Source organism: Streptomyces sp. NBC_01244, assembly GCF_035987325.1.
Classification (GTDB): Bacteria; Actinomycetota; Actinomycetes; order Streptomycetales; family Streptomycetaceae; genus Streptomyces.
In genome coordinates, this window is record NZ_CP108488.1 from 7,421,527 (window position 1) to 7,446,945 (window position 25,419).

The 25,419-nt window shown below is 73.1% G+C and carries 22 protein-coding genes; 8 read left to right on the forward strand and 14 right to left on the reverse strand.

The features are described from left to right. Positions 1-35: 35 nt before the first annotated feature. A complete protein-coding gene (locus OG247_RS33170) occupies positions 36-1,073 on the reverse strand; it encodes a DUF4349 domain-containing protein (RefSeq protein WP_327255645.1) in 1,038 nt (345 codons plus the stop codon). Positions 1,074-1,247: 174 nt separating this feature from the next. Between OG247_RS33170 and hemG the strand changes: the two genes are divergently transcribed. Further along, positions 1,248-2,741, forward strand: coding sequence for a protoporphyrinogen oxidase (hemG, locus tag OG247_RS33175; RefSeq protein WP_327255646.1), 1,494 nt, complete (start codon positions 1,248-1,250; stop codon positions 2,739-2,741). A 4-nt stretch (positions 2,742-2,745) separates the two neighbouring features. Continuing rightward, a complete protein-coding gene (gene hemQ, locus OG247_RS33180) occupies positions 2,746-3,459 on the forward strand; it encodes a hydrogen peroxide-dependent heme synthase (protein WP_243331434.1) in 714 nt (237 codons plus the stop codon). Between the two features lie 105 nt (positions 3,460-3,564). Here hemQ and OG247_RS33185 read toward each other — a convergent pair whose 3' ends face one another. The 5 genes from OG247_RS33185 to OG247_RS33205 all read right to left on the reverse strand — a co-directional run bounded on the left by OG247_RS33185 (position 3,565) and on the right by OG247_RS33205 (position 9,745). After that, a complete protein-coding gene (locus OG247_RS33185; protein WP_327255647.1) occupies positions 3,565-5,310 on the reverse strand; it encodes an alpha/beta hydrolase in 1,746 nt (581 codons plus the stop codon). Between the two features lie 82 nt (positions 5,311-5,392). Then, positions 5,393-6,178, reverse strand: coding sequence for a TIGR04222 domain-containing membrane protein (locus OG247_RS33190; RefSeq protein ID WP_327255648.1), 786 nt, complete (start codon positions 6,176-6,178; stop codon positions 5,393-5,395). Positions 6,179-6,261: 83 nt separating this feature from the next. Next, positions 6,262-7,335, reverse strand: a complete 1,074-nt coding sequence (locus OG247_RS33195; RefSeq protein WP_327255649.1) for a TIGR04222 domain-containing membrane protein — start codon at positions 7,333-7,335, stop codon at positions 6,262-6,264. Further along, entirely contained in the window at positions 7,332-8,861 is a 1,530-nt protein-coding gene (locus tag OG247_RS33200; protein WP_327255650.1) for a DUF692 domain-containing protein, read from the reverse strand. Before OG247_RS33200 ends, OG247_RS33195 begins: the two co-directional genes overlap by 4 nt. Positions 8,862-8,995: 134 nt before the next feature. Beyond that, a complete protein-coding gene (locus OG247_RS33205; protein WP_327255651.1) occupies positions 8,996-9,745 on the reverse strand; it encodes an aminoacyl-tRNA hydrolase in 750 nt (249 codons plus the stop codon). A 71-nt stretch (positions 9,746-9,816) separates the two neighbouring features. Here OG247_RS33205 and OG247_RS33210 point away from each other — a divergent pair, with 71 nt between their 5' ends. Then, positions 9,817-10,491, forward strand: a complete 675-nt coding sequence (locus tag OG247_RS33210; RefSeq protein ID WP_327255652.1) for an AIM24 family protein — start codon at positions 9,817-9,819, stop codon at positions 10,489-10,491. Between the two features lie 21 nt (positions 10,492-10,512). Further along, the gene (locus OG247_RS33215) at positions 10,513-10,713 is read left to right on the forward strand and encodes a hypothetical protein (RefSeq protein ID WP_327255653.1); all 201 of its coding nucleotides are present in this window, start codon (positions 10,513-10,515) and stop codon (positions 10,711-10,713) included. A gap of 27 nt (positions 10,714-10,740) precedes the next feature. Here the strand turns inward: OG247_RS33215 and OG247_RS33220 are convergent, their stop codons facing one another. From OG247_RS33220 to zapE, 5 genes are all read right to left on the reverse strand, one after another. After that, complete coding sequence (locus OG247_RS33220; RefSeq protein WP_442813482.1) at positions 10,741-11,682, reverse strand: polysaccharide deacetylase family protein; 942 nt, start codon at positions 11,680-11,682, stop codon at positions 10,741-10,743. Between the two features lie 17 nt (positions 11,683-11,699). After that, the gene (locus OG247_RS33225) at positions 11,700-12,632 is read right to left on the reverse strand and encodes a polyphosphate kinase 2 family protein (RefSeq protein WP_442813675.1); all 933 of its coding nucleotides are present in this window, start codon (positions 12,630-12,632) and stop codon (positions 11,700-11,702) included. Positions 12,633-13,246: 614 nt separating this feature from the next. Further along, the gene (locus OG247_RS33230; protein WP_327255654.1) at positions 13,247-14,587 is read right to left on the reverse strand and encodes an alkaline phosphatase PhoX; all 1,341 of its coding nucleotides are present in this window, start codon (positions 14,585-14,587) and stop codon (positions 13,247-13,249) included. Between the two features lie 154 nt (positions 14,588-14,741). Beyond that, complete coding sequence (locus OG247_RS33235; RefSeq protein ID WP_327255655.1) at positions 14,742-15,173, reverse strand: OsmC family protein; 432 nt, start codon at positions 15,171-15,173, stop codon at positions 14,742-14,744. A gap of 62 nt (positions 15,174-15,235) precedes the next feature. After that, positions 15,236-16,291 (reverse strand): cell division protein ZapE, encoded by a 1,056-nt coding sequence (zapE, locus tag OG247_RS33240; RefSeq protein ID WP_442813676.1) that lies wholly within the window; start codon positions 16,289-16,291, stop codon positions 15,236-15,238. An 84-nt stretch (positions 16,292-16,375) separates the two neighbouring features. Between zapE and OG247_RS33245 the strand changes: the two genes are divergently transcribed. The 4 genes from OG247_RS33245 (at position 16,376) to msrB (ending at position 19,691) form a co-directional block, all read left to right on the forward strand. Continuing rightward, a complete protein-coding gene (locus tag OG247_RS33245; RefSeq protein WP_327255657.1) occupies positions 16,376-17,149 on the forward strand; it encodes a pyrimidine reductase family protein in 774 nt (257 codons plus the stop codon). A 147-nt stretch (positions 17,150-17,296) separates the two neighbouring features. Continuing rightward, positions 17,297-17,764: an indole-3-glycerol phosphate synthase gene (locus OG247_RS33250; RefSeq protein WP_243331409.1), complete on the forward strand. Its 468-nt coding sequence runs from the start codon at positions 17,297-17,299 to the stop codon at positions 17,762-17,764. Positions 17,765-17,852: 88 nt separating this feature from the next. Further along, a complete protein-coding gene (gene murC, locus OG247_RS33255) occupies positions 17,853-19,247 on the forward strand; it encodes a UDP-N-acetylmuramate--L-alanine ligase (RefSeq protein WP_327255658.1) in 1,395 nt (464 codons plus the stop codon). Positions 19,248-19,283: 36 nt separating this feature from the next. Beyond that, a complete protein-coding gene (msrB, locus tag OG247_RS33260; RefSeq protein ID WP_327255659.1) occupies positions 19,284-19,691 on the forward strand; it encodes a peptide-methionine (R)-S-oxide reductase MsrB in 408 nt (135 codons plus the stop codon). A gap of 127 nt (positions 19,692-19,818) precedes the next feature. On the opposite strand, the gene OG247_RS33265 is transcribed toward msrB, so the two are convergent. The 3 genes from OG247_RS33265 to OG247_RS33275 all read right to left on the reverse strand — a co-directional run bounded on the left by OG247_RS33265 (position 19,819) and on the right by OG247_RS33275 (position 25,374). Continuing rightward, complete coding sequence (locus OG247_RS33265; RefSeq protein WP_327255660.1) at positions 19,819-22,467, reverse strand: hypothetical protein; 2,649 nt, start codon at positions 22,465-22,467, stop codon at positions 19,819-19,821. Continuing rightward, entirely contained in the window at positions 22,460-23,857 is a 1,398-nt protein-coding gene (locus OG247_RS33270; protein WP_327255661.1) for a hypothetical protein, read from the reverse strand. Before OG247_RS33270 ends, OG247_RS33265 begins: the two co-directional genes overlap by 8 nt. A gap of 209 nt (positions 23,858-24,066) precedes the next feature. Further along, positions 24,067-25,374, reverse strand: coding sequence for a hypothetical protein (locus OG247_RS33275; RefSeq protein WP_327255662.1), 1,308 nt, complete (start codon positions 25,372-25,374; stop codon positions 24,067-24,069). Positions 25,375-25,419: the final 45 nt, after the last annotated feature.

The window sequence follows — 25,419 nt, forward strand, 5'->3', positions numbered from 1 at the left end:
TGCCTGCGGGCCCCACGCTACGGGCGCACGGCCGGTCAGTCCTGGACCGGTGGCGGCGTCGCGTCCGGCTGCGCCGCATCCGCCGGGGTGGCGGCCGTGTGCCCCGGCCACACCGGTCCGCTCTGCGCGGGAAGGCGCCGCGCCGCGGGGTCGGGCTTCTGCTTCGCCGGCCGCCACTTGCGGTACAGCCGGAAGCCGAGCAGCAGGAACGCGCCGCTGAGCAGGAACGGCGAGGCCGCGGCGAGCGCCATCAACAGGTACAGGACCGCTGCGGCGAAGACCTTCCAGCCGCCGATCAGGGCGTCGGAGAAGCCCGGATCCGGCTTCTCCTTCTCCTTGACGGGCTGCTTCCCCGGTTCCGAGAACGTCAGCGTGATCGTGCCGAGCGAGGTCTGATCCTTGAGCGCCGTCTGCTGGGCGAGCAGCGACTCCAGATCGGCCTGGCGCTTGCCGAGTTCGGCCTCCAGCGTGACCACCTCGGTCAGCCCCGAGGCCTTCTCCATCATCTCGCGCACCCGCACCACGCTCGCCTGCTGGGACTTGACCCGGCTGTCGACGTCCGCGACCTTCTGCGTCACGTCCTGCGCCTCGACCTTGCGCGCGAGCAGCTTCCCGGCGCCCTCCATCGCGGCGAGCACCGCGTCGAAGCGCTCGCCCGGCACCCGCAGGGTCACCGTCGAGGTCATCGACCCGTCGGGTGCGCGCGTGGTGCCCTCGTTGCCGACGTACCCGCCCGCGTTCTCCGCCGCCGTCCGGGCACCGGCCGTCGCCTTCTGGACGTCGGCCGTCTCCACGCCGAGCGTCGCCGTGCGGATGATCTGCGTGCGGACGGCCGGAGCCTGCGGCTGGCTCTTGTCGGCGCCCGGGGCCGGCGCGCCCGACGCGGCCGCGGCCGCCCCGCCCTCCCCGACGGCCTCCCGCTGCTGGGGAGCCGCCGCGTCCGACTTGCCCATCGTCTGGCCGTCACTGGCGGAGCAGCCCGTGAGGACGAGCGCCCCGGTCAGCGAGAGCGCCGCCAGAGCCGTCGCCGAGCGCCGTCCGTGCCGGCCGTAACGTCTGTGCTGGGTGTGCATCGTCGGGTCCCCCCGTAAGTGTCCGAATCGTCGGACGCGCATCTGTCCGTGCCTCGACGTTGTGACGTACGGGGTCCCGTCCCGGGTTTCGTACGCGCGGTCCCGAGGTGATCCCGAAGCGGTCACGGTCAGGCCTCGGCGATCGCCCGATGAGGGGTCTGAGACGATGTGTCCATGCACGAAGCGGACACGCGTACGGACCGGCCGGCCCCCGCCGGTCACGTCGTCGTCATCGGCGGCGGGATCGCGGGCCTCGCGGCGGCCCACCGGCTGCTCGCGGAGGGCCTTCGCGTCACCCTCCTGGAAGCCGGCCCGCGCCTCGGCGGCAAGCTGCGCTCGGGCGAACTGGCGGGCCTGCGCGTGGACCTCGGCGCCGAATCCGTACTCGCCCGCCGCCCCGAAGCGCTCGAACTGGCCCGCGCCGTGGGCCTCGGCGAGGCCCTGCAGCCACCCGCCACCGCCACCGCCCGCCTCTGGACCCGCGGCGTGCTGCGCCCCCTGCCGGGCGGTCACGTCATGGGCGTGCCCGGCGACCTGGGCCCGCTCGCCGCCTCCGGAGTGCTCTCCGCCGAGGGCCTGGCCCGGGCCGGAGCCGAACACGCGCTGGCACCGCAGGAGATCGGCGAGGACGTGGCCCTCGGCGAGTACGTCGCCGCCCGCCTGGGCCACGAGGTCGTCGACCGGCTCGTGGAACCCCTCCTCGGCGGGGTCTACGCCGGCAACGCCTACCGCATCTCGATGCGCGCCGCCGTCCCCCAGCTCTTCGAGGCCGCCCGCAGCCACGCCTCCCTCGGCGAGGGCGTACGGGAACTGCAGGCCCGGGCCGCCCGCGCGGGGCAGACCGGTCCCGTCTTCTCCGGCATCGACGGCGGCATCGGCAGGCTCCCGCTCGCCGTCGCCGAAGCCTGCCGGGCGGCCGGTGCCCGGATCCTCCTCGACGCCCCCGCGCGCGAGCTCACCCGTACCGCCACCGGCTGGCGGGTGCTCGCCGACGCACCGGGCGGCGCCGAGGCCATCGAGGCCGACGGGGTGGTCGTGGCCGTCCAGGCCGGACCCGCCGCCCGCCTGCTCGACGGGATCGCGCCCCTGGCCGCCACCGAGCTGCGCGGGGTCGAGTACGCCTCCATGGCCCTGGTCACGATGGCCCTGCGCCGCTCCGACCTGCCCGCCGGGATCGCCGACGGCGGCGCGAGCGGGTTCCTCGTACCGCCCGTGGACGGCCGGACGATCAAGGCCTCGACCTTCTCCAGCAACAAGTGGGCCTGGGCCGGGACCGATCCCGACCTCTTCCTGCTGCGCACCTCCGTCGGCCGCCACGGCGACGAGGGCGACCTGAAGCGCTCCGACGAGGAACTGGTCGAGGTCTCCCTCGCCGACCTCGGCCGGGCCGTGGGCCTCGCGCCCACCGTCCGCCCGGTGGACTCCACCGTCACCCGCTGGGACGGCGGCCTGCCCCAGTACCCGGTCGGGCACCTCGGCCGGGTGGCCCGGATCCGCTCCGCCGTCGCGGCCCTGCCGGGCCTCGCGGTGTGCGGAGCCGTGTACGACGGGGTCGGCATCCCGGCCTGCATCGCGAGCGCGGGCAAGGCCGCCGACGTGGTGATCGCCACGTTGGGCGCCGCTGGGGCACCCCTGGCACCGACCACTGATCAGCACACGGGACAATAGACACATGACTGCACCAGAGAAGATTCCCAACGCGGGGAAGAAGGCGAAGGACCTCAACGAGGTCATCCGCTACACCCTGTGGTCCGTCTTCAAGCTGAAGGACGTGCTCCCCGAGAACCGCGCCGGCTTCGCCGACGAGGTCCAGGAGCTGTTCGACCAGCTGGCCGCCAAGGACATCACCGTCCGCGGCACCTATGACGTCTCCGGCCTGCGCGCCGACGCGGACATCATGATCTGGTGGCACGCGGAGACCTCCGACGAGCTGCAGACCGCGTACAACCTGTTCCGCCGCACCAAGCTGGGCCGCGCGCTGGAGCCGGTCTGGTCGAACATGGCCCTGCACCGCCCGGCCGAGTTCAACAAGTCCCACATCCCGGCCTTCCTGGCCGACGAGACGCCGCGCGACTACGTCAGCGTCTACCCCTTCGTGCGCAGCTACGACTGGTACCTGCTGCCCGACGAGGACCGCCGCCGCATGCTCAAGGACCACGGCATGATGGCCCGCGGCTACCCCGACGTGCGCGCCAACACCGTCGCCTCCTTCTCGCTCGGCGACTACGAGTGGCTGCTGGCCTTCGAGGCCGACGAGCTGTACCGCATCGTCGACCTCATGCGTCACCTGCGCGCCTCCGAGGCCCGCATGCACGTCCGTGAAGAGGTGCCCTTCTACACCGGGCGCCGCAAGTCCGTCGCCGATCTGGTGGCCGGACTCGCCTAGAGACCTCCCCTGGGGGGAAGGACCGGAGGACCGCTGACCGGCGCCCTCCGGGGATCGGGAGGCCCTGCCCCCGAATCGACGCAGCCGGAGATCCCGCCCGGAAGTTCAGACGACTGGCGGCAGCAGTGCCCTGGGGTGCCCCGGGGCGGTCGCTGCCCGGTCGTCCAGCGACACCGGTGCGGGCTCCGGATGCGGCGCACACGTGACACGCCAACCTGAGGTGTCACCTGTCAGCAAGTACCGTTCCACGTGAGCGTCCACGCAGTCATTGCGTCCGCCGACCACTCCGTGGGTTCCGGCCCCCGCCTCCGTCACCAGCCCGGCCCGCGGCCCGAGCCGCCGCTGGAGCTCCAGGGCGCCGCCGTACGGGGTGGCGCCGTCCCGCTCGGCCGCGACGATCAGCGTGCCGGGCAGCGGGGCGCCCGGCCGCGGCCCGACGTCCACCGGCCGCTGCCGTTCGCGCACCGGCCAGAAGGCGCAGGGCAGGTTCAGGAAGGCGTTGGCCCAGGTCTCGAAGGGGGCCGTGCGGGCCAGTTCGGTGTTGTCGCGGTCCCAGGTCTCCCAGTCGCCGGGCCACGGGGCGTCGTTGCACAGGGTCGCCGTGTAGACGGCCGTCGCGTTCTCGCCCTCGGCGGCCGCCGCCGGGTCCGGGGCGGCGAGCGAGACGAGCGGGCGCGGGTCGCCGCGCAGGAACGCCGCCAGGGCCGCCGCGCGGCCCGGCCAGACCTCGTCGTAGTACGCGGCCCGCAAGTACGCGGAGTGCAGCTGCCCGGTGCCGACCACCCCGCCCGCCGGTTCGCGGGCGAGCGTCGACCGCACCCGGTCGTAACTCGCCTGCACCGCTTCGGCGGTGGAGCCGAGCCCGTACACGGCGTGGTGACGGGCCGCCCAGGCGCGGAAGTCCGCCCAGCGGCGCTCGAAGCCGGGAGCCTGGGCGAGGTTGTTGCGGTACCAGACCTTGCGCGGGTCGGGGTCGACCGCCGAGTCGAAGACCATCCGGCGGACATGGCCGGGGTAGAGGGTGGCGTACACCGCACCGAGGTAGGTGCCGTACGAGGCCCCCATGAAGGTCAGCCGGCCCTCGCCGAGCGCCGCGCGCAGTACGTGCAGGTCACGGACGTTGTTCAGGGTCGTGTACGAGCCCAGGGCCGTCCCGGCCCGCTCCGCGCAACCGCGGGCGTAGGCCCGCGCGGCGGCGATCCGGTCCTCCTTGGCGGCGGCGTCCGGCCGGGCGCCGACGGCCTCGGCCGGAGCCTGGGCGTACCGCGCCGGGTCCTGGCAGGACAGCGCGTGCCCCGAGCGGCCCACCCCGCGCGGGGCGTAGCCGACGAGGTCGTAGGCGGCCCCGACGCGGCGCCACTCGGGCAGACCGGCGACGAGCGGGAAGAAGAGGCCGTTCCCGCCCGGCCCGCCGGGGTTGTACACGAGCGCCCCCTGCCGCCGGGCCCCGCCCGCGCCGGAGGCTGCGACCCGGCTGACGAGGATCTCGGTCCGCTCCCCGAAGGGCCGGGCGTAGTCGACCGGGACCCGGAGCGTGCCGCACCGCACGTCCGGCCCGAGCCCCTCGGCGACGGGACACGGCCCGAACTCCACTCCGTCACCGGCACCCTGACGGTCCGGCGGCGCGGCCCCTCCCGGGCCCGGGAGCCCCGCGCGCGCGGCGGCGGCGGCCCGGCGGGCCACGAGTTCGGCCCCGGCGGTCTCGGCGGCCGCCCGGGCGGAGGCGAGGCCGGGGGGCGCCGACGGCGACGGGCCGGGGGGAGCGGCCTCGGCGCCGGAGGCCGTCGGCAGGAAGGCGGCCAGTGTCAGGGCGGCCAGCGCGACCGTGGCGGGCACCCGGGGCATGCGCATGGCAGGGCCTCTCGTCTCATCGGACCCTCCGATGAGATCCGGCGGGTGGCCCCCTGTACAGGACCACCGGCCGGTGTCGCGCTCAATGCCCCCGTTGCCGCGGAATCCGGCCCCGCTTGCCGTACGTGAGCGCCGCCCGCAGCTCGGGATCGGTGACCGCGCGCAGCCCCCGCAGCGCCACCGCGGTGAGCGAGCCCCGCACACCCCGTTCCCGGCCCAGCTCGACGAGGAGCCGCCGGCCGGCGGGGGAGGCCCACCCGGACTGCGCGTGCCCCTCGACCCGGGCTATGGCCAGGCAGCCCAGCGCGAGGATCAGCGGGAGCGCGAACCAGCACAGGATCATCGTGGTCGTGGTCCCCGGATCGGGTACGCACAGCGCGGCCACCAGCATGCCGAGGACCAGCACGGTGGCCCGCCGGACCGACCGGATCCCCGCGTAGACGCCCTGCCGGCCCCCGTCGCGCAGCGCGAGCCCGGCCTCCGAGAGCCGGTCCGCGAGGGCCCGTACGGCCGGATCCCGTGCCGCGACCGCCCGTATGGAGGTCACCGGCTCCTGCCCGTCCGGCCCGAACGCGCCGAGCACCGAGCACTCGTGCGGATCGCGGCCCACCGGATCGACCACCGTCGCCCAGCCCGTGTACGCGAGCAGCAGCCGCCGCTGACGCTGCATCGACAGCAGCGTCAGCTCGGCCACCCGCTCCGGGCCGCCGGCGAGGTAGGCGGCCTCGTACAGGTTCAGCTCGTCGTGGTGGTGGCGCGCGGCGGTGCCCGGCGGGGGCGCCTCCAGTTCGGCGGCGGCCTTCAGGAGCCGGGTGCACGCGATCAGCAGCCCTGCCCAGGCGATGAGGAGGAACAGGACCCAGAACATGTCCGAGTTCTACAAGATGTGGAACGGCCGGTACAGGGCTCTGCCGAGGTGTGAGCAGCTCGTGACGGGTCCGTGATGGGCGGTCAGGAACTGCTGCCACAGCTGGAACTGGACGAACTGCTACAACTCGAACCGCTGGAACTGCTGGAACAACTCGATCCGCTTGAGCCGCTGGAACAGCTCGACCCGCTGGATCCGCCGCCCCCGCAACCGCCCCCGGAGGACCCGCACCCCGAACTCGAGGAGCCGCAGCCCGACCCGCCGGAACCGCCGCCGTCGGAGCCCGCGCACCAGACGACCGGGATCATCGAGGCCCCCGAGTCCGAGGCCCCGGACTCCCAGGAGGATCGCGAGCCGCCGGAACGACCGCGCGACTGGGCCGCCGCCAGCCGGGTCCCGCGGGCCGCCGGCACCAACTGCTCGCGCAGGTACGGGTCCCGCAGGCCCCGCAGCCCGAACAGCGAAGTCTGGACGTACGGGCTCTGGTCGGCCCCGTAGTGCGCACGGATGGCGCGCAGCGCCGCGGCCCCCGCCGGGGTGATCCGCTGCCGGGCGCGGGAGGCGCCGACGGTGCCCACCACGATTCCGCCCAGCAGGACGGGCAGCACCTCGGCGATGAACGGCACGCGGACGGATCCGGCCCCCTCCTGGAGCACGAAGGCGACGAAGGACAGGGGCAGCGAGAGGACCAGCACCACTGCGCACACCACGGCCTGGATCACCCCGTGGCGCAGCCAGCGGTGCCGCCCGCCGGGGGTGGCGATCAGCCCGCGGGCGGCCAGGGCGTCGCCGGTCTCCTGCACGGCCGGGTCCCGCATGGCGGCGTAGCGGATCTGGTACAGCCACCCGGACGGAGCGCCCTGGCAGGCCTGGAGCACGGCCCGCTGGGCGGGGTCGCCGCCCCGCACTCCGGGCCGTACCTGGACGATGCCGGGCCCGCCGACCAGCATCCGGCCGTCGCAGAGCAGCGAGACGAGCGCGGCGTCCACCACCGCGCCCGGCCCGCCGGCCATGAAGGCGGCCTCGGACAGGTCGTGCAGGCGCGGGGCGGGCCGCAGGACGGGCGGCCGCGACTGCCGCAGGCCGCGCACGAGCAGGACGCCGGAGGCGATGACGCCGATCCAGACGGCCACGGCGAGGAAGTCGAAGAAGTTCATGCCGCCCTCCCCACCAGGGCGCGGGCCCAGCGCACGGCCCGGCCCGGTGGCCTGGCACCGGCCCGGTCCCGCCACCAGAGCGTGAGCCGGCGCCGGGCGGCGGGGTCGGCGGGCAGGTTCCGGACCAGCAGGTGCTCGGCGAAGTCCAGCGCGTCGCGCCGGTACCCGGCGGTCATGGGCCGGTGCCGGGCGTAGCCGAGGAAGGCCTCCCGGTACGCGTCCTCCCCGCCCAGGATCCCGGGCAGCTCGGGCGCCAGCTTGGACACGACCCCGGCCCGCTTGGCCGCGAGCGCCCGCGCCTGCACGCGCACCCGCTGCCGGTCGAACCCCTCGGGCACCGGCGTCCCGGCCACCAGCGCCGACAAGAGCGCGGCCTGCCCGATCCCGACCCGAGTCCGCACGGCGTCCCACTCACCGCCCACCGCGCCGGACTCCACCTCGGCCCCGCCGACGCGCGCGGCGCGCGCCGGGCCGGACCCCACCCCAGCCCCGCCGGTGTTCGCGGCGCGGGTCGGGCCGGACCCCACCCCAGCCCCGCCGGTGTTCGCGGCGCGGGCCGGGCCGGACTCCACCTCAGCCCCGCCGGTGTTCGCGGCACTGGCCGGGCCGGAGCCCACCTCAGCCTCGCCGGCGTTTGAGGCGCGGGTCCGGGCAGCGCCCGGGGAACGGAGGAAGGGCGGGTCGGGGACGGCTCCCGCAGGGCCGCCCAGCACCCGCCGGATCGCGGCCAGCTCACCCGCCAGCTCCGCGTCAGGCGGAAAGTCGTCGTCCCGCTCCAGCAGGACCCCCGCTGGCTCCACCCGGGAGCGGAGCTCCGCGAGAACATCCAGCACGGCAGCCGGCACGGGATGCGCGTGCGTGTCGTGCCACACCCCACCCCGCTCCACGCCCCCGGCGACGTGCACGTACGCCAGCGCCTCCAGCGGGATCCCGTCCAGTACGGCGACCGGGTCCTCCCCCCGGTTGACCCGGTTGGTGTGCAGGTTGGCCACGTCGATCAGCAGCCGCACCCCGGTCCGCTCGACGAGCTCCGTCAGGAACTGCCCCTCGGTGAGTTCCTCCCCGGGCCACGACACCAGCGCCGCGATGTTCTCCAGCGCGAGCGGCACCGGCAGCGCGTCCTGCGCGATCCGCACGTTCGCGCAGAGCACGTCCAGCGCGTCCCGGGTCCGCGGCACGGGCAGCAGGTGCCCGGCTTCGAGCACCGGTCCCGGCGCGACCGAGGAGGTCCGTACGAAGGCGATGTGCTCGGTGACCAGCGGAGCCCCCAGCGCCACCGCCCGCTCCCCGAGCGCGGCCAGCTTCACGGGGTCCGGACGGTCGGCGCCGCCGATGCCCAGCGAGACCCCGTGCGGCACCACGCGGACCCCGCGTGCGAGCAGCCGCTCCAGGGACTCGGGCAGGTGGCCGGGGCAGATGTTCTCCGCCACGACCTCGACCCAGTCCAAGCCCGGGAGGCTTTCCACCGCCCCCGCGATCTCCGGCCGCCAGCCGATGCCCACCCCCAGGTGTGCCATGGGCTTCATGTCCCCTCGCCCCCTCTCATCGGTCCGTGTGCCGATGTCATGGCCCCGACGGAGCCGGGCCAACCCGCCCAGGGGGACGTTCAGAGCAACATTTGAGGTTCCCGGCCTGACCGGCAAGACCCGAAAGAGACGGCCTACAGCCGCGCCCGCAGCGCCGGATGGTCCGCGACCACCGTGCACGAGCCGGGCGCGATCTCGGTGAACCCCGCGTCCCGCACCACCGGCAGCCCGCTCCCCGACAGCTCCGCCCACCGCTCGCGCGCGGCCGTCCGTACGGCCAGCCGGAAGCCGGACTCCCGCCACGCGGCCCGTTCCGGGCCGGTCAGCTCCCACCACGCGAGCTGCGCCGCGTGTCCGGCCTGGGCCATGGCCTTGCCGGCCGACATGTCCAGAGCGGGGTTGAGCCAGAGGACCGGCAGCCCGGCCTCCGCCGGAGCGACCGGCTCCGGGTCGTCCAGGTCGGTGCCCGAGACCTGGAGCTTGGCCAGCTCCTTGGGCCAGCCGTCGAGCGGGACCGGCGGGAAGACCCGTACCTCCGAGTCGGCGCCGTGCACCGTGAGGCCCGGCAGGGTCCCGGCCTTGCGCCACTCCGCCCCGCGCGCCCTGCGCACCACCTTGCGGATCCGCGCGTCCTGCCAGTCCCGGACCGCCGCCGCCCACTCGCCCTCGTCGGCCGAACGCTCGTCGGTGAGCAGGACGAGCACGGCGCGGGCGGCCGTCTCCAGGGCGTCGGTCCGGGCCGGCGGCTCCGCCTTCTCGATCCGCACCACCAGCGGGAGGACGTACTGCGGTGCGTCGTCGCGGGCGATCCGCTCCTGCCGGAAGGGGCTGTCGGACCCGACTGCGGGTACCTGGGTGTCGTGGCGCGTGTCCTCGGTGCTCATCCGGCCAAGGATGCCAGCATCAGCCTCCAGGCTGATGCCCGAGGGGCCCGGGACGGACGAGGATCGACCGCATGAAGAGTGACCTTTTCGCGTCCGGGAACCTGGCCGAGGCGTCCGCCGTACCCGGGATGACCCTGCAGAACGCCAAGTCCGTGAAGTACACCGTCAACGGTGAGATGCTCGCCCGCCAGGGCTCCATGGTCGCGTTCCGCGGGAACCTGCAGTTCGAGCGCAAGGGACAGGGCATCGGCGGCATGCTCAAGCGCGCCGTCACGGGCGAGGGGCTCGCGCTGATGTCCGTACGCGGGCAGGGCGAGGCCTGGTTCGCGCACCGGGCGGGCCACTGCTTCATCATCGAGTTCGAGCCCGGCGACGCCCTGACCGTCAACGGCCGCAACGTCCTGTGCTTCGATCCGACCCTCGGCTACGAGATCAAGATGCTCAAGGGCGCCGGCATGACCGGCGGCGGCCTCTTCAACAGCCTCTTCACCGGCACCGGGAGGCTCGCCGTCGTCTGCGACGGGAATCCGATCATCATCCCGGTCACCCCGCAGGCCCCGGTGTTCGTGGACACCGACGCGGTGGTCGGCTGGAGCGCCCGCCTGGAGGCGGCGCTGCACCGCTCCCAGTCCGTCGGCTCGATGATCCGCGGCGGCTCCGGCGAGGCCGTCCAGCTGAAGCTCAGCGGCGAGGGCTTCGTCATCGTCCGCCCGAGCGAGGCCACCGAGCCGGCCGCCGCCCACTGACCGCGCAGTAGGCTCGTACGCATGGACCAGACGGAGCAGCACGCGCCCGACTCCTCGTACTGCCCCGCTCCCGCGGCCCCCGCCGGGCGGGTGCCCGGGCCGCCCTACGCCGACTGCGTGGAGTGCGGGAAGCCCACCGAGTACGGGGTCGCGACCCCGGGCGTGGTGCTGTGCCCGGTGTGCGAGTGGCAGGACGCGCAGCGCACGGCCTGCTCCGGCTGAGGCCGGAGCAGGAGCAGGGGGCGCGGGCTACTTTCCGATGAGGTCGGAGACCTTGACGAAGCGGTAGCCGCGCTTGCGCAGCTCCGGGACGATCTTCCGGATGGCCTCCTCGGTGACCGGGGCCGCGCTGCGCGTGCAGTGCATGACCACGACCGAGCCGGGCTTCACCCCGGCCAGGACCTGCTCGGCCACCGCGTCGGGATCCTTCGCGAACGCGTCCCCGCTGACCACGTCCCACTGGACGGCCGTGACCTTGGCCGTGGAGATGGCCCGGAGCGCCTGGTCGTCGTAGCAGCCGCCGGGGAAGCGGAAGTACGGGACGGTGTTGACCGCGCCCGCCTTGTGGAAGGCCTCGAAGGCCCGGTCCACGTCGGCGCGGGCGGCCGCCTCGTCGAGGGTGGGGAGTCCGTAGCAGGGGGACTTGAAGGCGTGGTGGCTGTACGAGTGGTTCGCGATCTCGAAGTTCGGGTCGGTGCCGATGGACTTCGTCTGGTCCGGGTACTCCTCGGCCCAGCGGCCCGTCATGAACACCGTCGAGGGCACCTTGAGGGTGCGCAGCGTGGAGATCAGCCGCGGGTTGTCGAAGTGTTCGCCGTCCGCCGCGCGCGGCCCCTGATCGGAGGTCATGTCGGCGTCGAAGGTCAGCGCCACCGTCTTGTCGGTCCGCTGCTTCGCGCGGTCGAAGACGGGGGTCAGGCCGCCCGGACCGGGAGCCAGGGTCGGCGCCTTGCCGGGGGCACCGGCCCGCGGGGACGCCGGCGGACTGCTCCGGGGGCTCGCCGGCGGGGCGGCGGACCCCGCGGTGGAAGGGGAGGCGGAGGCCGGAGCGGAAGGGGCCGCGGAGGCTCCCATCCGGGCCCGGCCGCCGGCGTCCGGCGTACCGGTGCCGCCCCCGCACGCGGCGAGGGCGGCACTGAGAGCTGCTACGGCCGCGACGGCAGCCGTCGTCCTGCGCACTGAGATGGTCACATACGCAAAATATATGACTATGTGGCAAGCAGGCGGATGCGGCACTCCTCCACGTCGAAGTCACCCTTCGGGTACTGCGGCGCGATGCCCTCCAGATGCTCCAGCAGCAGTTTGCTGATCGCCCAGTTGCGGTACCACTTGCGGTCCGAGGGGACGACGTACCAGGGCGCGGCCTCCGTGGAGCAGCGCTCCAGGGCCAGTTCGTACGCCTGCTGGTACGCGGGCCACACGGAGCGCTCCTCGATGTCGCCCGCGTTGAACTTCCAGTGCTTGTCCGGGGTGTCGAGCCGCTCCAGGAGCCGCTTGCGCTGCTCCTCGTAGCCGATGTGGAGGAAGACCTTCACCACGGTGACGCCGTCGTCGGCGAGGGACTTCTCGAACCGGTTGATCTGCGCGTAGCGGCGGCCCAGCTGACTGCGCGGCACCAGGTCGCGGACGCGGGCGATGAGGACGTCCTCGTAGTGCGAACGGTCGAAGATGCCGATCTCGCCCGGCTGGGGGAGCGCCTTCATGATGCGCCAGAGGAAGGGGTGGTTCTGCTCCTCGGACGTGGGCGCCTTGAAGGCCTTGATCCGGCAGCCGGAGGGGTTGAACAGGCCGATCACGTGCTTGACGGTGCCGCCCTTGCCGCTGGTGTCCATGCCCTGGAGCACGAGCAGGACGCGGCGGCGGTCGCCCGCGGTGCTGGCGGCGTACAGCCGTTCCTGGAGGGAGGCGAGCCGCTCGCCCATCAATGCGGTGGCCGCCACGCCGGCCGCCTTGTCGGTGGGACCGCCCGGGGTCGCTCCGGGGTGGAAGGCCCCGAGGTCGACGCGCTCGCCGGAGGGCACGCGGAGCAGGGGGCTCAGGGGGGCGTCGTACCCGTGACCGCGGCCGTGCCCGTACCCGTGCCCGTGGCCTCCGGACTTGCGGGTTCCGCCCTTGGAGCCCTTGGAGTTCTCGGCGGAGATGCGGAGCAGCTCGCGCAGGGAGAGGGGCTTGGACTTCGGCTTCGCGGCGGTGGCTGTGGTGGCGGCATCGGGCTCGGCCGTCTGCTCTCCCTTGGCGGGCGCGGCCGGCTTCGCAGCGCCTCCGGGGGCGCCCGCCTTCTCGGCCTTCCCGGCCTTGCCCGCCTTCGCCTCCTTGGAGGCCTTCCCGGCCTTGGGAGCCTTCTCCACCTTGGCTGCCCTCGCCGCCTTGGCCGGCTTCCCGGCCTTCTCACCCTTGGGGGTCTTCGAGGCCTTCGAGGTCTTCGAGCCCCCGGCGCCCTTGGCGGGCTTGTCGACCTCCGCGACCTCCGCGCCCTTGGCGGCCTTCGGGGTCTCCGCGTTCTCGACGACCTTGGCCGTCCCCGCGGGCTTGGTGCCCTTCCCGGACTTCGCCGTCTCCGTCGGCTCGGCCGACCCCGCCGGCTTCCTGCTGTCCTTCTTGGCCACCGCTACCTACCTCGATCCGTCGACTCCCTACGATCCTCCACCACAACGCAGTGGACCGCGACGTGACGAAAGACCAGGCCGGGCGGGCCGGAAGGCGGTACGGGCGGGCCGGAAGGCGGTACGGAAGGCGGTACGGAAGGCGGTACGGATCACTGCCACGGGCCCGTCACCGCGAAGGTGGTCCCGGGCGTGTACGCGTTCACGTACATGGTCCGGGCGTCGGGGGAGAAGGTGACCCCGGCGAACTCCCCCCACTCCGGAGCCCCCGGTTTCCCGATGTCGGCGGCGTTGCGGGCCACCGGGTAGACCTCGCCCCCGGGGGTCACGCCGAAGACGTACTGCGCGCCGCCGCCGTCCTCGCACACCATCAGGCCGCCGTCGGGGGCCAGACAGATGTTGTCGGGGGAGTCTCCGGGCAGCTGGAGGTCCGCGGCCGGGCCGAACACCACGTCCAGCCGGAGCCGCGCGCGCAGCGGGTCGTAGAACCAGACCTGGCCGTGGTGGTCGGCGGGGGCGCCCTCGCGGGTGCGGGAGTAGCTGGAGACGAAGTGGACGCCGCCGTCGCCCCAGTAGCAGCCCTCCAGCTTCTGCGCGTGGGTGATCCCGCCGGGGCCGAAGTCCTGGAGCCGGATCGGGGTGCCGGACGCGGACGGGTCCGGCACGGGGACCCACTCCACCGGGAACTGGGCCCCGGGCTCGTCCACCACCGCCAGGTTCGCCAGCCCGGGGACCCGCAGGGCCTCCAGTTCGCCGCCCGCGCGCAGGGAGCCCGGGCCGCCGAGGGGGCGGGTCGGCAGGAACCGGTAGAAGAGCCCGAAGGGTTCGACGAAGGCGTCCTCGGTCTCGTAGACCACACCGAGGTACGGGTCCACGGCGACGGCTTCGTGCGCGAAGCGGCCCATCGCGGTGAGCGGGACGGCGCCGGAGCGGCGGGGGCCGGCGGGGTCGACCTCGAAGACGTAGCCGTGGTCGCGGGTGTAGCCGGCGGTGCCCGCCCGGTCCTCGGTCTCCTCGCAGGACAGCCAGGTGTTCCAGGGAGTACGGCCACCCGCGCAGTTGACGGCGGTGCCGGCGAGGGCGACGCGCTCGGCGGTGACGCGGCCGGCCGGGTCGAGGTCGAGGACGGTGCAGCCGCCGAGGGCGTACGGATCGTAGGTGAGCCCGTCGACGGGAGGGACCCGCAGGGCGGCGGTGGTCCGGTTCTCGTGGTTGCGCACCAGCCGGACGCGGCCCTGCCCGGCGTCGAAGGCGGCCATGCCGTCGAAATTGCCCGGGATGGTGCCCTCGCCCGAACGCAGCGGGTCGCCGGCGCGCGAGAGGACGCGGTACGTGAAGCCGGCCGGCAGGTCGAGCAGCCCGGCGGGGTCGGTGACGAGCGGGCCGTAGCCGCGGGCGGCGGCGGGGGCGGCGGCGCCGGTGAACAGCGCGCCGAGGGCTCCGCCGAAGGAGATGGCGGCGGCGGCCATCAGGCTGCGTCGGCTGAGGTTCATCGGCAACTCCGGGTGCGGGGGCGGTCTTCGACCGGCCCGTGGTACCACGCCGCCCCGCGATCCTCGCCGCGCCGCGCCCGGACCCCCTGGGGCTCCGCCCCGGACCCCGCGCCTCAAAACGCCGGCGAGGCTGGACCGGGGCGGAGCGCAGGAGCTAGGCCAGCTTCGCGCTGAGGGTGATGGTCGTACCCGTCAGGGCCTGGCTGACCGGGCAGTTCTGCTTGGCGTCCTCGGCCGCGGCGACGAACGCGTCGTTGTCCAGGCCCGGCACCTCGCCCTCGACGGTGAGGTGGATTCCGGTGATGCCCTTGCCCGGCACGAAGGTGACGGCGGCAGAAGTGGTCAGCTTGGTGGGCGGGTTGCCCGCCTTCGCGAGACCGTTCGAGAAGGCCATGTTGAAGCAGCTCGAATGCGCGGCGGCGATGAGCTCCTCCGGGCTGGTCCGCCCGTTCGCCTCCGCGTCGGTGCGCGCGGGCCAGGAGACCTTGAAGCTGCCGAGGCCGGAGGAGTCGAGGGTGACCTCGCCCTTGCCCTCGAACAGGTCGCCTTCCCAGACGGCGTGTGCATTGCGGGTGGCGCCAGCCATGGTGGATCCCTTTCGCAGAAGTGGAAACGGCCGGCCCGCGGAACGGGCCGACGCCTCCAAACCTACTGGGACACCAGGGGCTTCGCGTCGCGTGCCAGCGCGGTGAGCCGCGAGATGGCCCGGAAGTACTTCTTGCGGTAGCCGCCGTTCAGCATGTCGTCACTGAACAGCTTGTCGAAGGGGACGCCCGCCGCCAGGACCGGGACCTCCCGGTCGTACAGCCGGTCGGCGAGGACCACCAGCCGCAGCGCCGTCGACTGGTCCGGGACCGGTCCGACGTCGGTGAGGCAGACGGCCGCTATGCCGTCGGTCAGGGCCCCGTACCGGCTGGGGTGGACCTTCGCCAGGTGCTCCAGCAGCCCCGGGAAATCGTCGAGGCTCGCGCCCTCGGTGGCGTACGCGGCCTTCGTCACCTGCTCGTCGGAGAACGGCGCGGGGGCCTCGGGCAGGCCGCGGTGGCGGTAGTCCTGGCCGTCGATGCGCAGCGGGCGGAAGTGCGCGGAGAGCCCCTGGATCTCCCGCAGGAAGTCGGCGGCGGCGAAGCGGCCCTCGCCGAGCTTGCCGGGCAGGGTGTTGGAGGTGGCGGCCAGCGCCACGCCCTGCTCGACCAGGCGGCTGAGCAGGGAGGAGACGAGGACGGTGTCGCCCGGGTCGTCGAGCTCGAACTCGTCGATGCACAGCAGACGGTGCCCGCCGAGGGTCTGCACGGTCTGCTGGAAGCCGAGCGCGCCGACCAGGTTGGTCAGCTCCACGAAGGTGCCGAAGGCCTTGAGGGCCGGCTCGGCCGGGGTGGCGTGCCAGAGGGAGGCGAGCAGGTGGGTCTTGCCGACGCCGTAGCCGCCGTCGAGGTAGACCCCGCGCGGGGCGGTGGAGGCCACCGGCTTCCTCGCGAACCAGCGGCGCTTGCCCGACCCGCTCGCGTGCGCCCCGCCGAGGCCCGCGGCGAAGTCCGCGAGGACGGTGACGGCCTCGGACTGGCTGGGCTGGGCCGGGTCGGGGTCGTAGGTGTCGAAGCGCACCGCGTCGAAGCGCGGCGGCGGCACCATCTCGGCCACGAGCCGTTCGGCGGGCACCCGGGGCTCGCGGGCACACAGGGACTGCGGTCCCACGTCGGCTATCGGGGGCCGCCCGGAGGCTGACGCTGAGGGCGAGAGTGATGTTGACACAGCTCTTAACTCTACGGGGCGTGGCACACTGCACCGATGCGACGCCTGTTCCCTGTGACCGATCAGACATCAGCGGACCAGACCGACCGTGCGTGGTCGCTGGACGAACTCGCCGAGGCGTACGAGTACCCCGGGCTCGGCCCGGACGGCCACTGGCTGCGGGCCAACATGGTCTCCACCCTGGACGGCGCGGCCCAGCACGACGGGCGTTCCCAGCCCATCTCCAACGAGACCGACATGCGGATCTTCGGCACCCTGCGGGCCCTGGCCGATGTGGTGGTCGTCGGTGCGGAAACGGTTCGCCAGGAGGGCTACCGCCCGGCGCGGGCCCGGGAGGCCTTCGCGGCCCGCCGCGCGGCGGCGGGTCAGGATCCCGCCGCCGTCATCGCCGTGGTCTCCGCGAGCCTGGACCTGGACTTCTCGCTGCCGCTCTTCGCCTCCCCGCTGGTGCCCACACTGGTGCTCACGGGCGCCGCCGCTCCCGCCGGCCGGGTCGCCGAGGCCGTCAAGGCCGGGGCGCACGTGGTGGTGGCCGGTGACGGGGCAGGCGTGGACCCGGCCCGGGCCGTACGGGAACTCGCTGACCGGGGGCTGCGCCGCCAGCTCACCGAGGGCGGGCCCCGGCTGCTGGGTCAGTTCGTGGCCGCCGACGCGCTGGACGAGCTGTGCCTGACGATCTCGCCGATGCTCACGGCGGGTGACGCGCAGAGGATCTCCGGAGGACCGTCCGTCACGGTTCCGCACCGGCTCGCACCGGCCTGCCTGCTGGAAGAGGCCGGGTTTCTGTTCACGCGTTACCGTCGGATCTGAAGAGAGGCGGAATTAGTCGTTCCGCTTGGCTTCCGCTGGGCACAGTAGTGGGCAGGTATAACCGCACAGGCCCCGTGCGACAGCGGGGCAGGATGGTTTCCGCAGGGGCCGGCCGGCCGGTCTCGGCCCACGAAGGAGAGGGCGTCCGTGTTCACGAGCGTATTGATGATCGAGCAGCCGCTGACCCCCGTCGACGTGGACTTCGTCACGACCCTCCACGGAGACGAGCAGGTCTCCTTCATCGTCCTCATGCAGCCCCGCGGCGACCGGGACCGGCTGCTGCGCGCCATCGACGACGTAGCGCTCGGTGAGCTTCCCGAGGCCATTCGCGAGGGCGACGAACCGGAGGGCGAGGCAGCCCGCGGCCCGGCCGAACTGGCGATCGAGCACTCCCTCGCCTCGCTGCGGGCCAAGGGGGCCAAGGCCGTCGGGCAGATCGTGGACGAGCATCCGCTCGACAAGCTGAAGGCGGTCGTGGACGAGACCAACGCCGACGAGGTGATCGTGCTGACCGCCCCGCACTACGTCGAGGAGTTCTTCCACCGGGACTGGGCCTCACGGGCACGCCACAAGGTCGGCGTTCCGGTGCTCAAGCTCTTCGCCCACAAGGAATAGGGTGGAGGCGGCCGGACCGCGCATCCGCAATCCCCGTATCCGCGCATCCGGCCGCCGTACGTACGCACTCGATCCTGGAGCTACCTGAATGAAGCCCGGCCTGCCGACCGCCATGGAACGGCCCCACTTCATCGGCATCGGCGGCGCCGGCATGTCCGGCATCGCGAAGATCCTGGCCCAGCGCGGCGCCAAGGTGGCCGGCAGCGACGCCCGTGACTCCGAGACCGCCCAGGCGCTGCGCGCCCACGGTGCCACGGTCCACATCGGGCACGCCGCCGGTCACCTCGCCGACGACGCCACCTGCGTGGTCGTCTCCAGCGCCATCCGCGCCGACAACCCGGAGCTGGCCCGCGCCGCCGAGCTCGGCATCCCCGTCGTGCACCGCTCCGACGCCCTGGCCGGGCTGATGGACGGCCTGCGGCCGATCGCCGTCGCCGGCACCCACGGCAAGACCACCACCACCTCGATGCTGGCCGTCTCCCTGTCGGCGCTGGGCCTGGACCCCTCGTACGCCATCGGCGGCGACCTGGACGCCCCCGGCTCCAACGCCCACCACGGCGAGGGCGACATCTTCGTGGCCGAGGCCGACGAGAGCGACCGCAGCTTCCACAAGTACACCCCGCAGGTCGCGATCATCCTCAACGCCGAGCTCGACCACCACGCGAACTACGCGTCGATGGACGAGATCTACGAGTCCTTCGAGACCTTCGTCGGCAAGATCCCGGCCGGTGGCACCCTGGTCATCGCCCACGGCCAGGCCGGCGCGGCCGAGATCGCCGGGCGGGTCGGCGGCAACCCCGACCTGACGATCGTCACGTACGGCGAGGAGCCCACCGCCGACGTCCAGATCACCAAGATCACCCCGCGCGGGCTGAGCAGCGAGGTCACCGTCGTCATCGACGGCCGGATGCTCACCTTCACCGTCTCCGTGCCCGGCCGCCACTACGCGCACAACGCCGTCGCGGCCCTCGCCGCCGGCGTCGCGCTCGGCATCCCGGCCCACAACCTGGCCTCCGCCCTCGGCAAGTACACCGGGGTCAAGCGCCGCCTCCAGCTCAAGGGCGAGGCCGCCGGGGTCCAGGTCATCGACTCCTACGCGCACCACCCGACGGAGATGACCGCCGACCTGGAGGCCATCCGGGGCGCCGCCGGGGACTCCCACATCCTGGTCGTCTTCCAGCCGCACCTCTTCTCCCGTACCCAGGAACTCGGCAAGGAGATGGGCCAGGCCCTCGCCCTCGCCGACGCCTCGGTCGTCCTCGACATCTACCCGGCCCGCGAGGACCCGGTCCCCGGGATCACCAGCGAGATCATCATCGACGCAGCGCGCGCCGCCGGGGCCGACGTCACCCCCGAGCACTCCAAGGAAGCCGTCGCCGACGTCATCGCGGGAATGGCCAAGCCCGGCGATCTCGTTCTCACCATGGGTGCGGGCGATGTCACGGACCTGGGGCCGGCCATCCTGGCCCGTCTGTCGAACTGACGGCTCTGGGAAGAGCGGGAAAGCGGGAGAACAGTCATGTCGTACGAGGTAGAGAAGACGGACGAGCAGTGGCAGGCGGAGCTGACCCCGTCCGAGTACCAGGTACTGCGCCTCGCCGGGACCGAGCCCGCCTTCCGCGGTGAGTACACGGACACCAAGACCGAGGGCGTCTACAGCTGCCGCGGCTGCGGCTCCGAGCTGTTCCGCTCCACGGAGAAGTTCGAATCCCACTGCGGCTGGCCGTCCTTCTACGACCCGAAGGACTCCGACGCGGTCGAACTGAAGGCGGACGTCGCCCACGGCATGGTCCGCACCGAGGTCCTGTGCGCGAAGTGCGGCTCCCACCTGGGCCACGTCTTCGAGGGCGAGGGCTACCCGACCCCCACGGACCAGCGGTACTGCATCAACAGCATCTCCCTGCGGCTCACGCCCGCCGGGGGCTGAGGCCACGCACGCGGAAATCGAACGGGCGTCGGCCGCCGGGCTTTCGGCGGCCGGCCCCCGGCGGCCGGCCCCCGGCAGCCGGCGAGGACCGGCCGGGTCGGCCGGCGTACCAACCGGTTGCCGTGCCCTACCGGCAGTCCTCCGGCGGGTGGAAGTCGTCCACGCCGAGGGCGGAGAACAACGCCAGTGCCTCGGAGAACGGCTGGAGCTGCGGGCCGTGCGGGACGCTCTTCGCGGCGGCGAAGCTGCGGGAGAGGGCGAGTGCCCGCGGACTGCCGAGCGGTGTGAGCCGGTAGTGCCGCCAGAGCGGTCTGCCCCGTCCCGCGTCCAGTACGACGAGGTCCGGCCGCTGCCAGGCGGCGAACGCCCAGGTTCCGCTGTCGGTCGTCGCCCACGCCCCGATGAGGGGAGCGTCCTGCGCCGCACCCACCGCCTCGACGGCGGCGAGGGCAGGGGTCCCGAAGCGCCCGTGGACGTGCAGCACTTGGCCGTCGTGACGGTGGGCCACGTGTCCCCGCTCCTCAAGGGCTGCGATCGCTTCCGTGAGGGGATCGTCCTGCACTATGTCGTCGATGAGGTCCAGCACGGTCTCGGGGTGGACGGCGCCGCCGAAGGCGTCGGCCAGCACGGCCGTATAGGCATCGACGCAGCCCTCGTCCGCGGCGACCAGCAGATGTCCGGTCGCCCGGCAGGCACGTCGGAACGCCAGGGCTTCCCCAGTGTTCTCGTAGCGCGGTATGTGTGCGCGGAGAACGGACAGCGCGACGGCGGCCAGGCTGCCCGCCGGGACCTGAGCCTCCTCGGGCAGGCCGTCCCCATCGAGGCCGGCGACCGCGGAGGCCAGCAACGGCACCCACGCGGTGTCACCGGCCGGCCACGCCTGCGCGGCGACCGTCCAGAGCAGCAGCCGGACGGCCAGCAGTCGCTCCGCGGGCCCCAAGGACGGGGTGGCCTCGGCCAGCCGTGCGGCCCACCGGCGGTAGCGACGGCGTTCCTCCTCGCCACGGGTTCCGAGATCGGGCAGCTCGAACACACGGCTCGGCTGCTCGGCCCCGTCCTCCTCGAACCCCGCCTCTTCCTCATCGTTCTCGAAGCGCTCGTCGCCCCGTTCGTCCCAGCTGACCCGCAGCAGTTCCCGGTGTGCGACGTCCGCACTGCCGTCCGGCAATGCCGGCAAGCCCAGAGCGAAGTGGAGAAGAGGGTTCCCCATCCGCCCGGCGCACCGGTCGAGGTAGTCCTCCCAGCTGTCCGCATCTGCATCAGCATCCGTCTTCCGGGTCGCCGCCGCGCCGTGCGCCGGAACGGCCGAGCCGCCTTCGGCGCGGACGCTGAGACCTGACCGCAACTGAGCCACGTCGGTGAAGAACCGCTCGGCGAGGAGAGGATCGCCGAACAGCTCGTCGGGGCGGGTGGTCGGCGCGGCGGCGTGGCCGGCACCCGCACCCGGCCGCTGGGTGGCGCGCACCGGGTCGACGACGAAGACGACATTGCTGTAGACCGGTACCCCGTCGTATCCCGGAACGACGAGCCGCACCCGGCTGCCTCCTTCCGCCGGCAACCCGATCGTGCACTGCGCACTGCCGGCCGGAACATCACCGACCCGCTCCCACGACTCCGGAGGGGCCGCCGCCCGGGACAGCTGAAGGTACCCGGGCCGGTCCGGCATCCTCGCGATGAGGACGTCCACCCCGTCCGGCACTCGGGCCGCGCCGAGCAACAGGGCTACGTCGGTGGACCGTTCGGCGGGTGGCTCCAACCGGAGCGAGCGGATGGCCGTGGGCGTCTGGGGCGCTCCGGCCGGTACCAGTGTTCGCCCAGTCGGTGCGACGATCCCGAGCTCGCAGTTGCCGCCGTCCGCGACCGACCGGAGCAGCGCTGCCCGGGACAGGTTCGGACTGCCCGTCAGCGTCCAGCGTTGCCCGTCCACCGACCACTCCACGAGCTTGCCGTGCCGGTAACGCTCGTGTTCGCCGTCGACCCGGAGTTCGCCCCCGTACTGCTCCACGAGATCGGCCACCGCCGGCCCGTCGAGCCGGACCTTGTCCGGCTGGTACACGACGGTCAGGCGTTTCGGGGCGAGGCGCCGGACGAGGGCATGCAGCGCCCCGGCTCCCAGGTCGTGGAACGGTGCGCTGACGGCGAGTTCATCCACGGGCCCGACCGGCAGCTGGTGCAGAATCGGGCCGGTCACACTCGACACCAGGCGGGCACCTTCGCCCGAGGTCGGTGCGTGGCCTCCGGGCGAGTCCAGCAGCACGGCGCAGCGTTCGAGGGCCTCCGCCACGCCGGCGGAGAACCGTACAGGGCCGGGCAGGCCGCGCAGCCAGTGCGCCAGATCGCCGAAGAGGGCCGGGGAGCGGTCCGCGTCCCCGCGGACGGTGCTCCACAGCTCTGAGTTCGCGTGCCAGCCGGCCAGCGTGGCATTGCCCGAGCCGATGGCCACCGTCACCCGCTTCGGCCCGGCGAGCAGGACGAGCTTGGGATGGAAGGCGGCGCCGCTGCGGCACTGCGCCAGCCCTGCCACGTAACTGCGGCCGGCACGGCGCACCGACCGCGGATCGGCACTGGTCACAGCCACGTCACCGACGACGGTGACGCGCGCTCCGGCGGCCTGCGCCGCGCCGAGCGCGAAGGACTCGATGAACCCGGGATCGCAGGTGAAGGAAAGCATCAGGACCTCTTGCAGCTGCCGGTCGTGATGCGCCTCCTCCTCGATGAGCAGCGAAAGGGGCGAGGCGATGGCCTGGATCCCCGCATCGGCCGTGATCTCAGACAACGAGGGTCTCCCCGGCTGTAGTGACGTGCCAGCGCCCGTCGGTGTACCCCAGCACACCGGACCCGGCCAGTACGCTCGTGAGCGTGCCGAGCCTCAGCCCGACGTCGTCGCTGCTTTCCTTGCTGGTCCGGTACAGCATTCCGGCGCGTTCATGAAGCCGGGTCGGAAGCCAAAGACTGCCGTCGGGGCGGGTGCGGGCCTTGGACAGGGCGATCCGCCGGGCGCGGGTCAGGAGGTCGGAGGTGAGCTGCCGGGCGAAGTCGCGCAGCTGGTGGGGACGGGCCTCGGTGAAGCGGTGGTGGGTCCACTCGGGTCCCAGCTCGATGCCCCGTCGCCCCAGGAACGCGTCGAGCGTACGACCGTCGAGTTCGTGGACTCGGCGCGCGGTGACGGCCAGCACCCGCAGCTCACGCAGCGGCAGCGGATCGCCCTGCTTCCGCAGGTCCGGCTCCGCCGGCAGCAGGTGCCCGGCCGAGTCGACGGTGGCGGGCAACTCGTCCAGGAAAGCGGCGACGGTGGTGTCCGGCAACTGGGCCGCCAGAGCTTCGGCGAGGTCCTCGACAGTCATGTACCCGTCCACTTGGTCCACGAGCCAACACCACAGCCGTCGCCATGCTCCGACCGCGTAATTGCGCAGGACCACACCGCGCCAGACGGGAGTGACGTGGAGCCCGGCGGCCACGGCGTCGTCGGCCGCGAACGCGCCGAAGGCGATGACGGGCCCGAAGTCGCGGGAGACCGACGCGACGTGCGTTTCGCCCACGACCCGTGCGAGGAGCCGGATGGTCTCCCTTCGGGTGGCCGCGGGGGATCGCGGGGCCTCGGTGTCGGCCCCGGGCGCGCACATCAGCCGGGCGATCCACTGCCCGTCCGGTGCACCGCCGCCCGCGCACACGCACAACCGGTCACCCAGGGGGGCCAGATCGAAGACCCGGAGGTCGCCGGGTGTACGCGCCAGGTCCAGCAGCGGGCCGAGGCCCTCGCGGGCGGCAGCGGCATCGTATGCCCGGCCCGTGGTGAGCATCTTCCGATCCGGCCCGACGATGCCCAGCACCGTTGCCTCGGAAGCCTGGTACGGGGGCCAGAACCCCCACTCGGAGGTCGCGTACCCGCCCCTGCCCGGCTGTGAGGCCTGTTCCAAGGAGACCGTTCCTCCGCGCAGCACCTGGGCGAGCCGGTCGGTCCCGTGGGCGCGGGGGATGGCGGTGTCACCGTGGTCGTGGGCAAAGGAGACGGCAGCGAGCACCACTTCGGACCGACGGAGGAGATCCTGAGTCTGCGCGACGGTGAGCCTCTGGCGAGCGGCCTCGTCGGCGATGAGGGCGTGCAGTGCGAAGTACCGGGCGTGCGGGGTCACCGAGGTCACCCCGGGCACCAGATGGCCTGCCATCCGCCGCACATGCCGCTCAACGGACAGGGGATACAGGCCGGCCGCGACATCGAGGCCCTTCGCCGACCAATCGGGTCCTGCGAGTGTCGCCGTCACCGGGTACTTTCACTCCCTCGACCGAGGTTTCAACAACTGGTCGATGATAGAAGGGTGTTCGCAAACGAGTGGTGCCGGGGCGGCGGCGAGGGCGGGATTCGAACCCACCACGCCTACGCGGGCAGCGCGGGGAACACGACCAGTGAGCCGTCCTTGCTGCGGGCCATCTCGATCGCCACGTCGATCGTGGGGCTGTTCACCACGACGCCGTCGCCCAGCTTGCGAAGCCCGTTCACCGCGCGCAGCAGGCGATCGACGTCACCGACGTGCATCACGGGCAGCAGACTGGACGCGCGTTCCAGATCCAGCGCAGACAGGCGCTGCAGGACCCCGGCGATGCCCGACTCCATTGTGTCGAGGCGCTGCTGGTCGGCCTTGAGCGCGCGGCTGAAGTTCTCGAACAAGTTGCCAGGGTCGGTCTGGGCATGCTCGACGGCCTGCAGGACGATGACCCTCCGCTTCAGCGCGATGGCCAAGGCGGCGAGTTCGAGGTGGGCGCGGAACTTGCCGCCGCGGTCGTCGACGCCAGGGAACGACTTCTTCAGCTTGCCGATCTCGACGGGCTTGCCGGCGGGCAGCTTTTCGACTGCCTTCTGCCACTTGGCGAGGCGGCGGTCAGCGGCGGCCAGCGCCTTGCTGATGGCATGCACTGCCGAGTCCAGTCCCAGCGAGACACCGGGCTTTCCCTGGTCGAGCAGGACGGCGGTGGCCTTTTCGATGGCATCGCGGCAGCCGTCGAGTTCATTGCGCTCGTCATCGAGCTTCTCCTCGTGCAGTTGCTCCAGCAGTTTCGTGATGCGTTTGACGGCCTGCGAGCGCTTGTGGTCGGCATTCGCGCTGACCCCCACCGCTATGGCCATGAGCACCAGCGGCGCGGCCACGGTGAGCGCCGCGCTGCCCGCGGCCGCGAAGCCGGCCGTCGCACCGGCTCCACCGACCGCGCCCGCTGCCGCCGCTCTGCCGACCGGCACGAACGTCGCCTGGGCGGCGATGCCCGTTGAGTTCATGAGCGTTCCGTGGATGCCACCGGCCGCCACCTTCGACGCCATCGGGCGGACGATGCCCTGACCGAGCTGGGCGACGACCTTCGCCGGAACCACCATGCGATACAGGCCTTCGCCGGCCGCGGTCGTCGTGGCCACCGCGGAGGAACCTCGCGCTGATTGCGTGATGAGCTTGGACAGGTGCTCCGCCAAGGGACTCGCGGCATCGAGCGGGATACCGCGGCTGCGGTCGAGATTGCCGGGCAGTGGATGCGCCTCGAGTGTGGCAATCGGCTTGTCGGCCAGGGCGGCCAGCACACTGCGCAGTTCGGCCAGGCGCTCAGCCGTCATCGGCTCGTCTCCGGCCAGTGCGGGCACCCGGACGTCACCGGTGGCCAGCGTCCACACCGGAATTATTGCCTCGCGGTCGTCAGTCATACTCTCCCCTTGATTTCCCACGACAGCCTACGGCTGACATCCGAG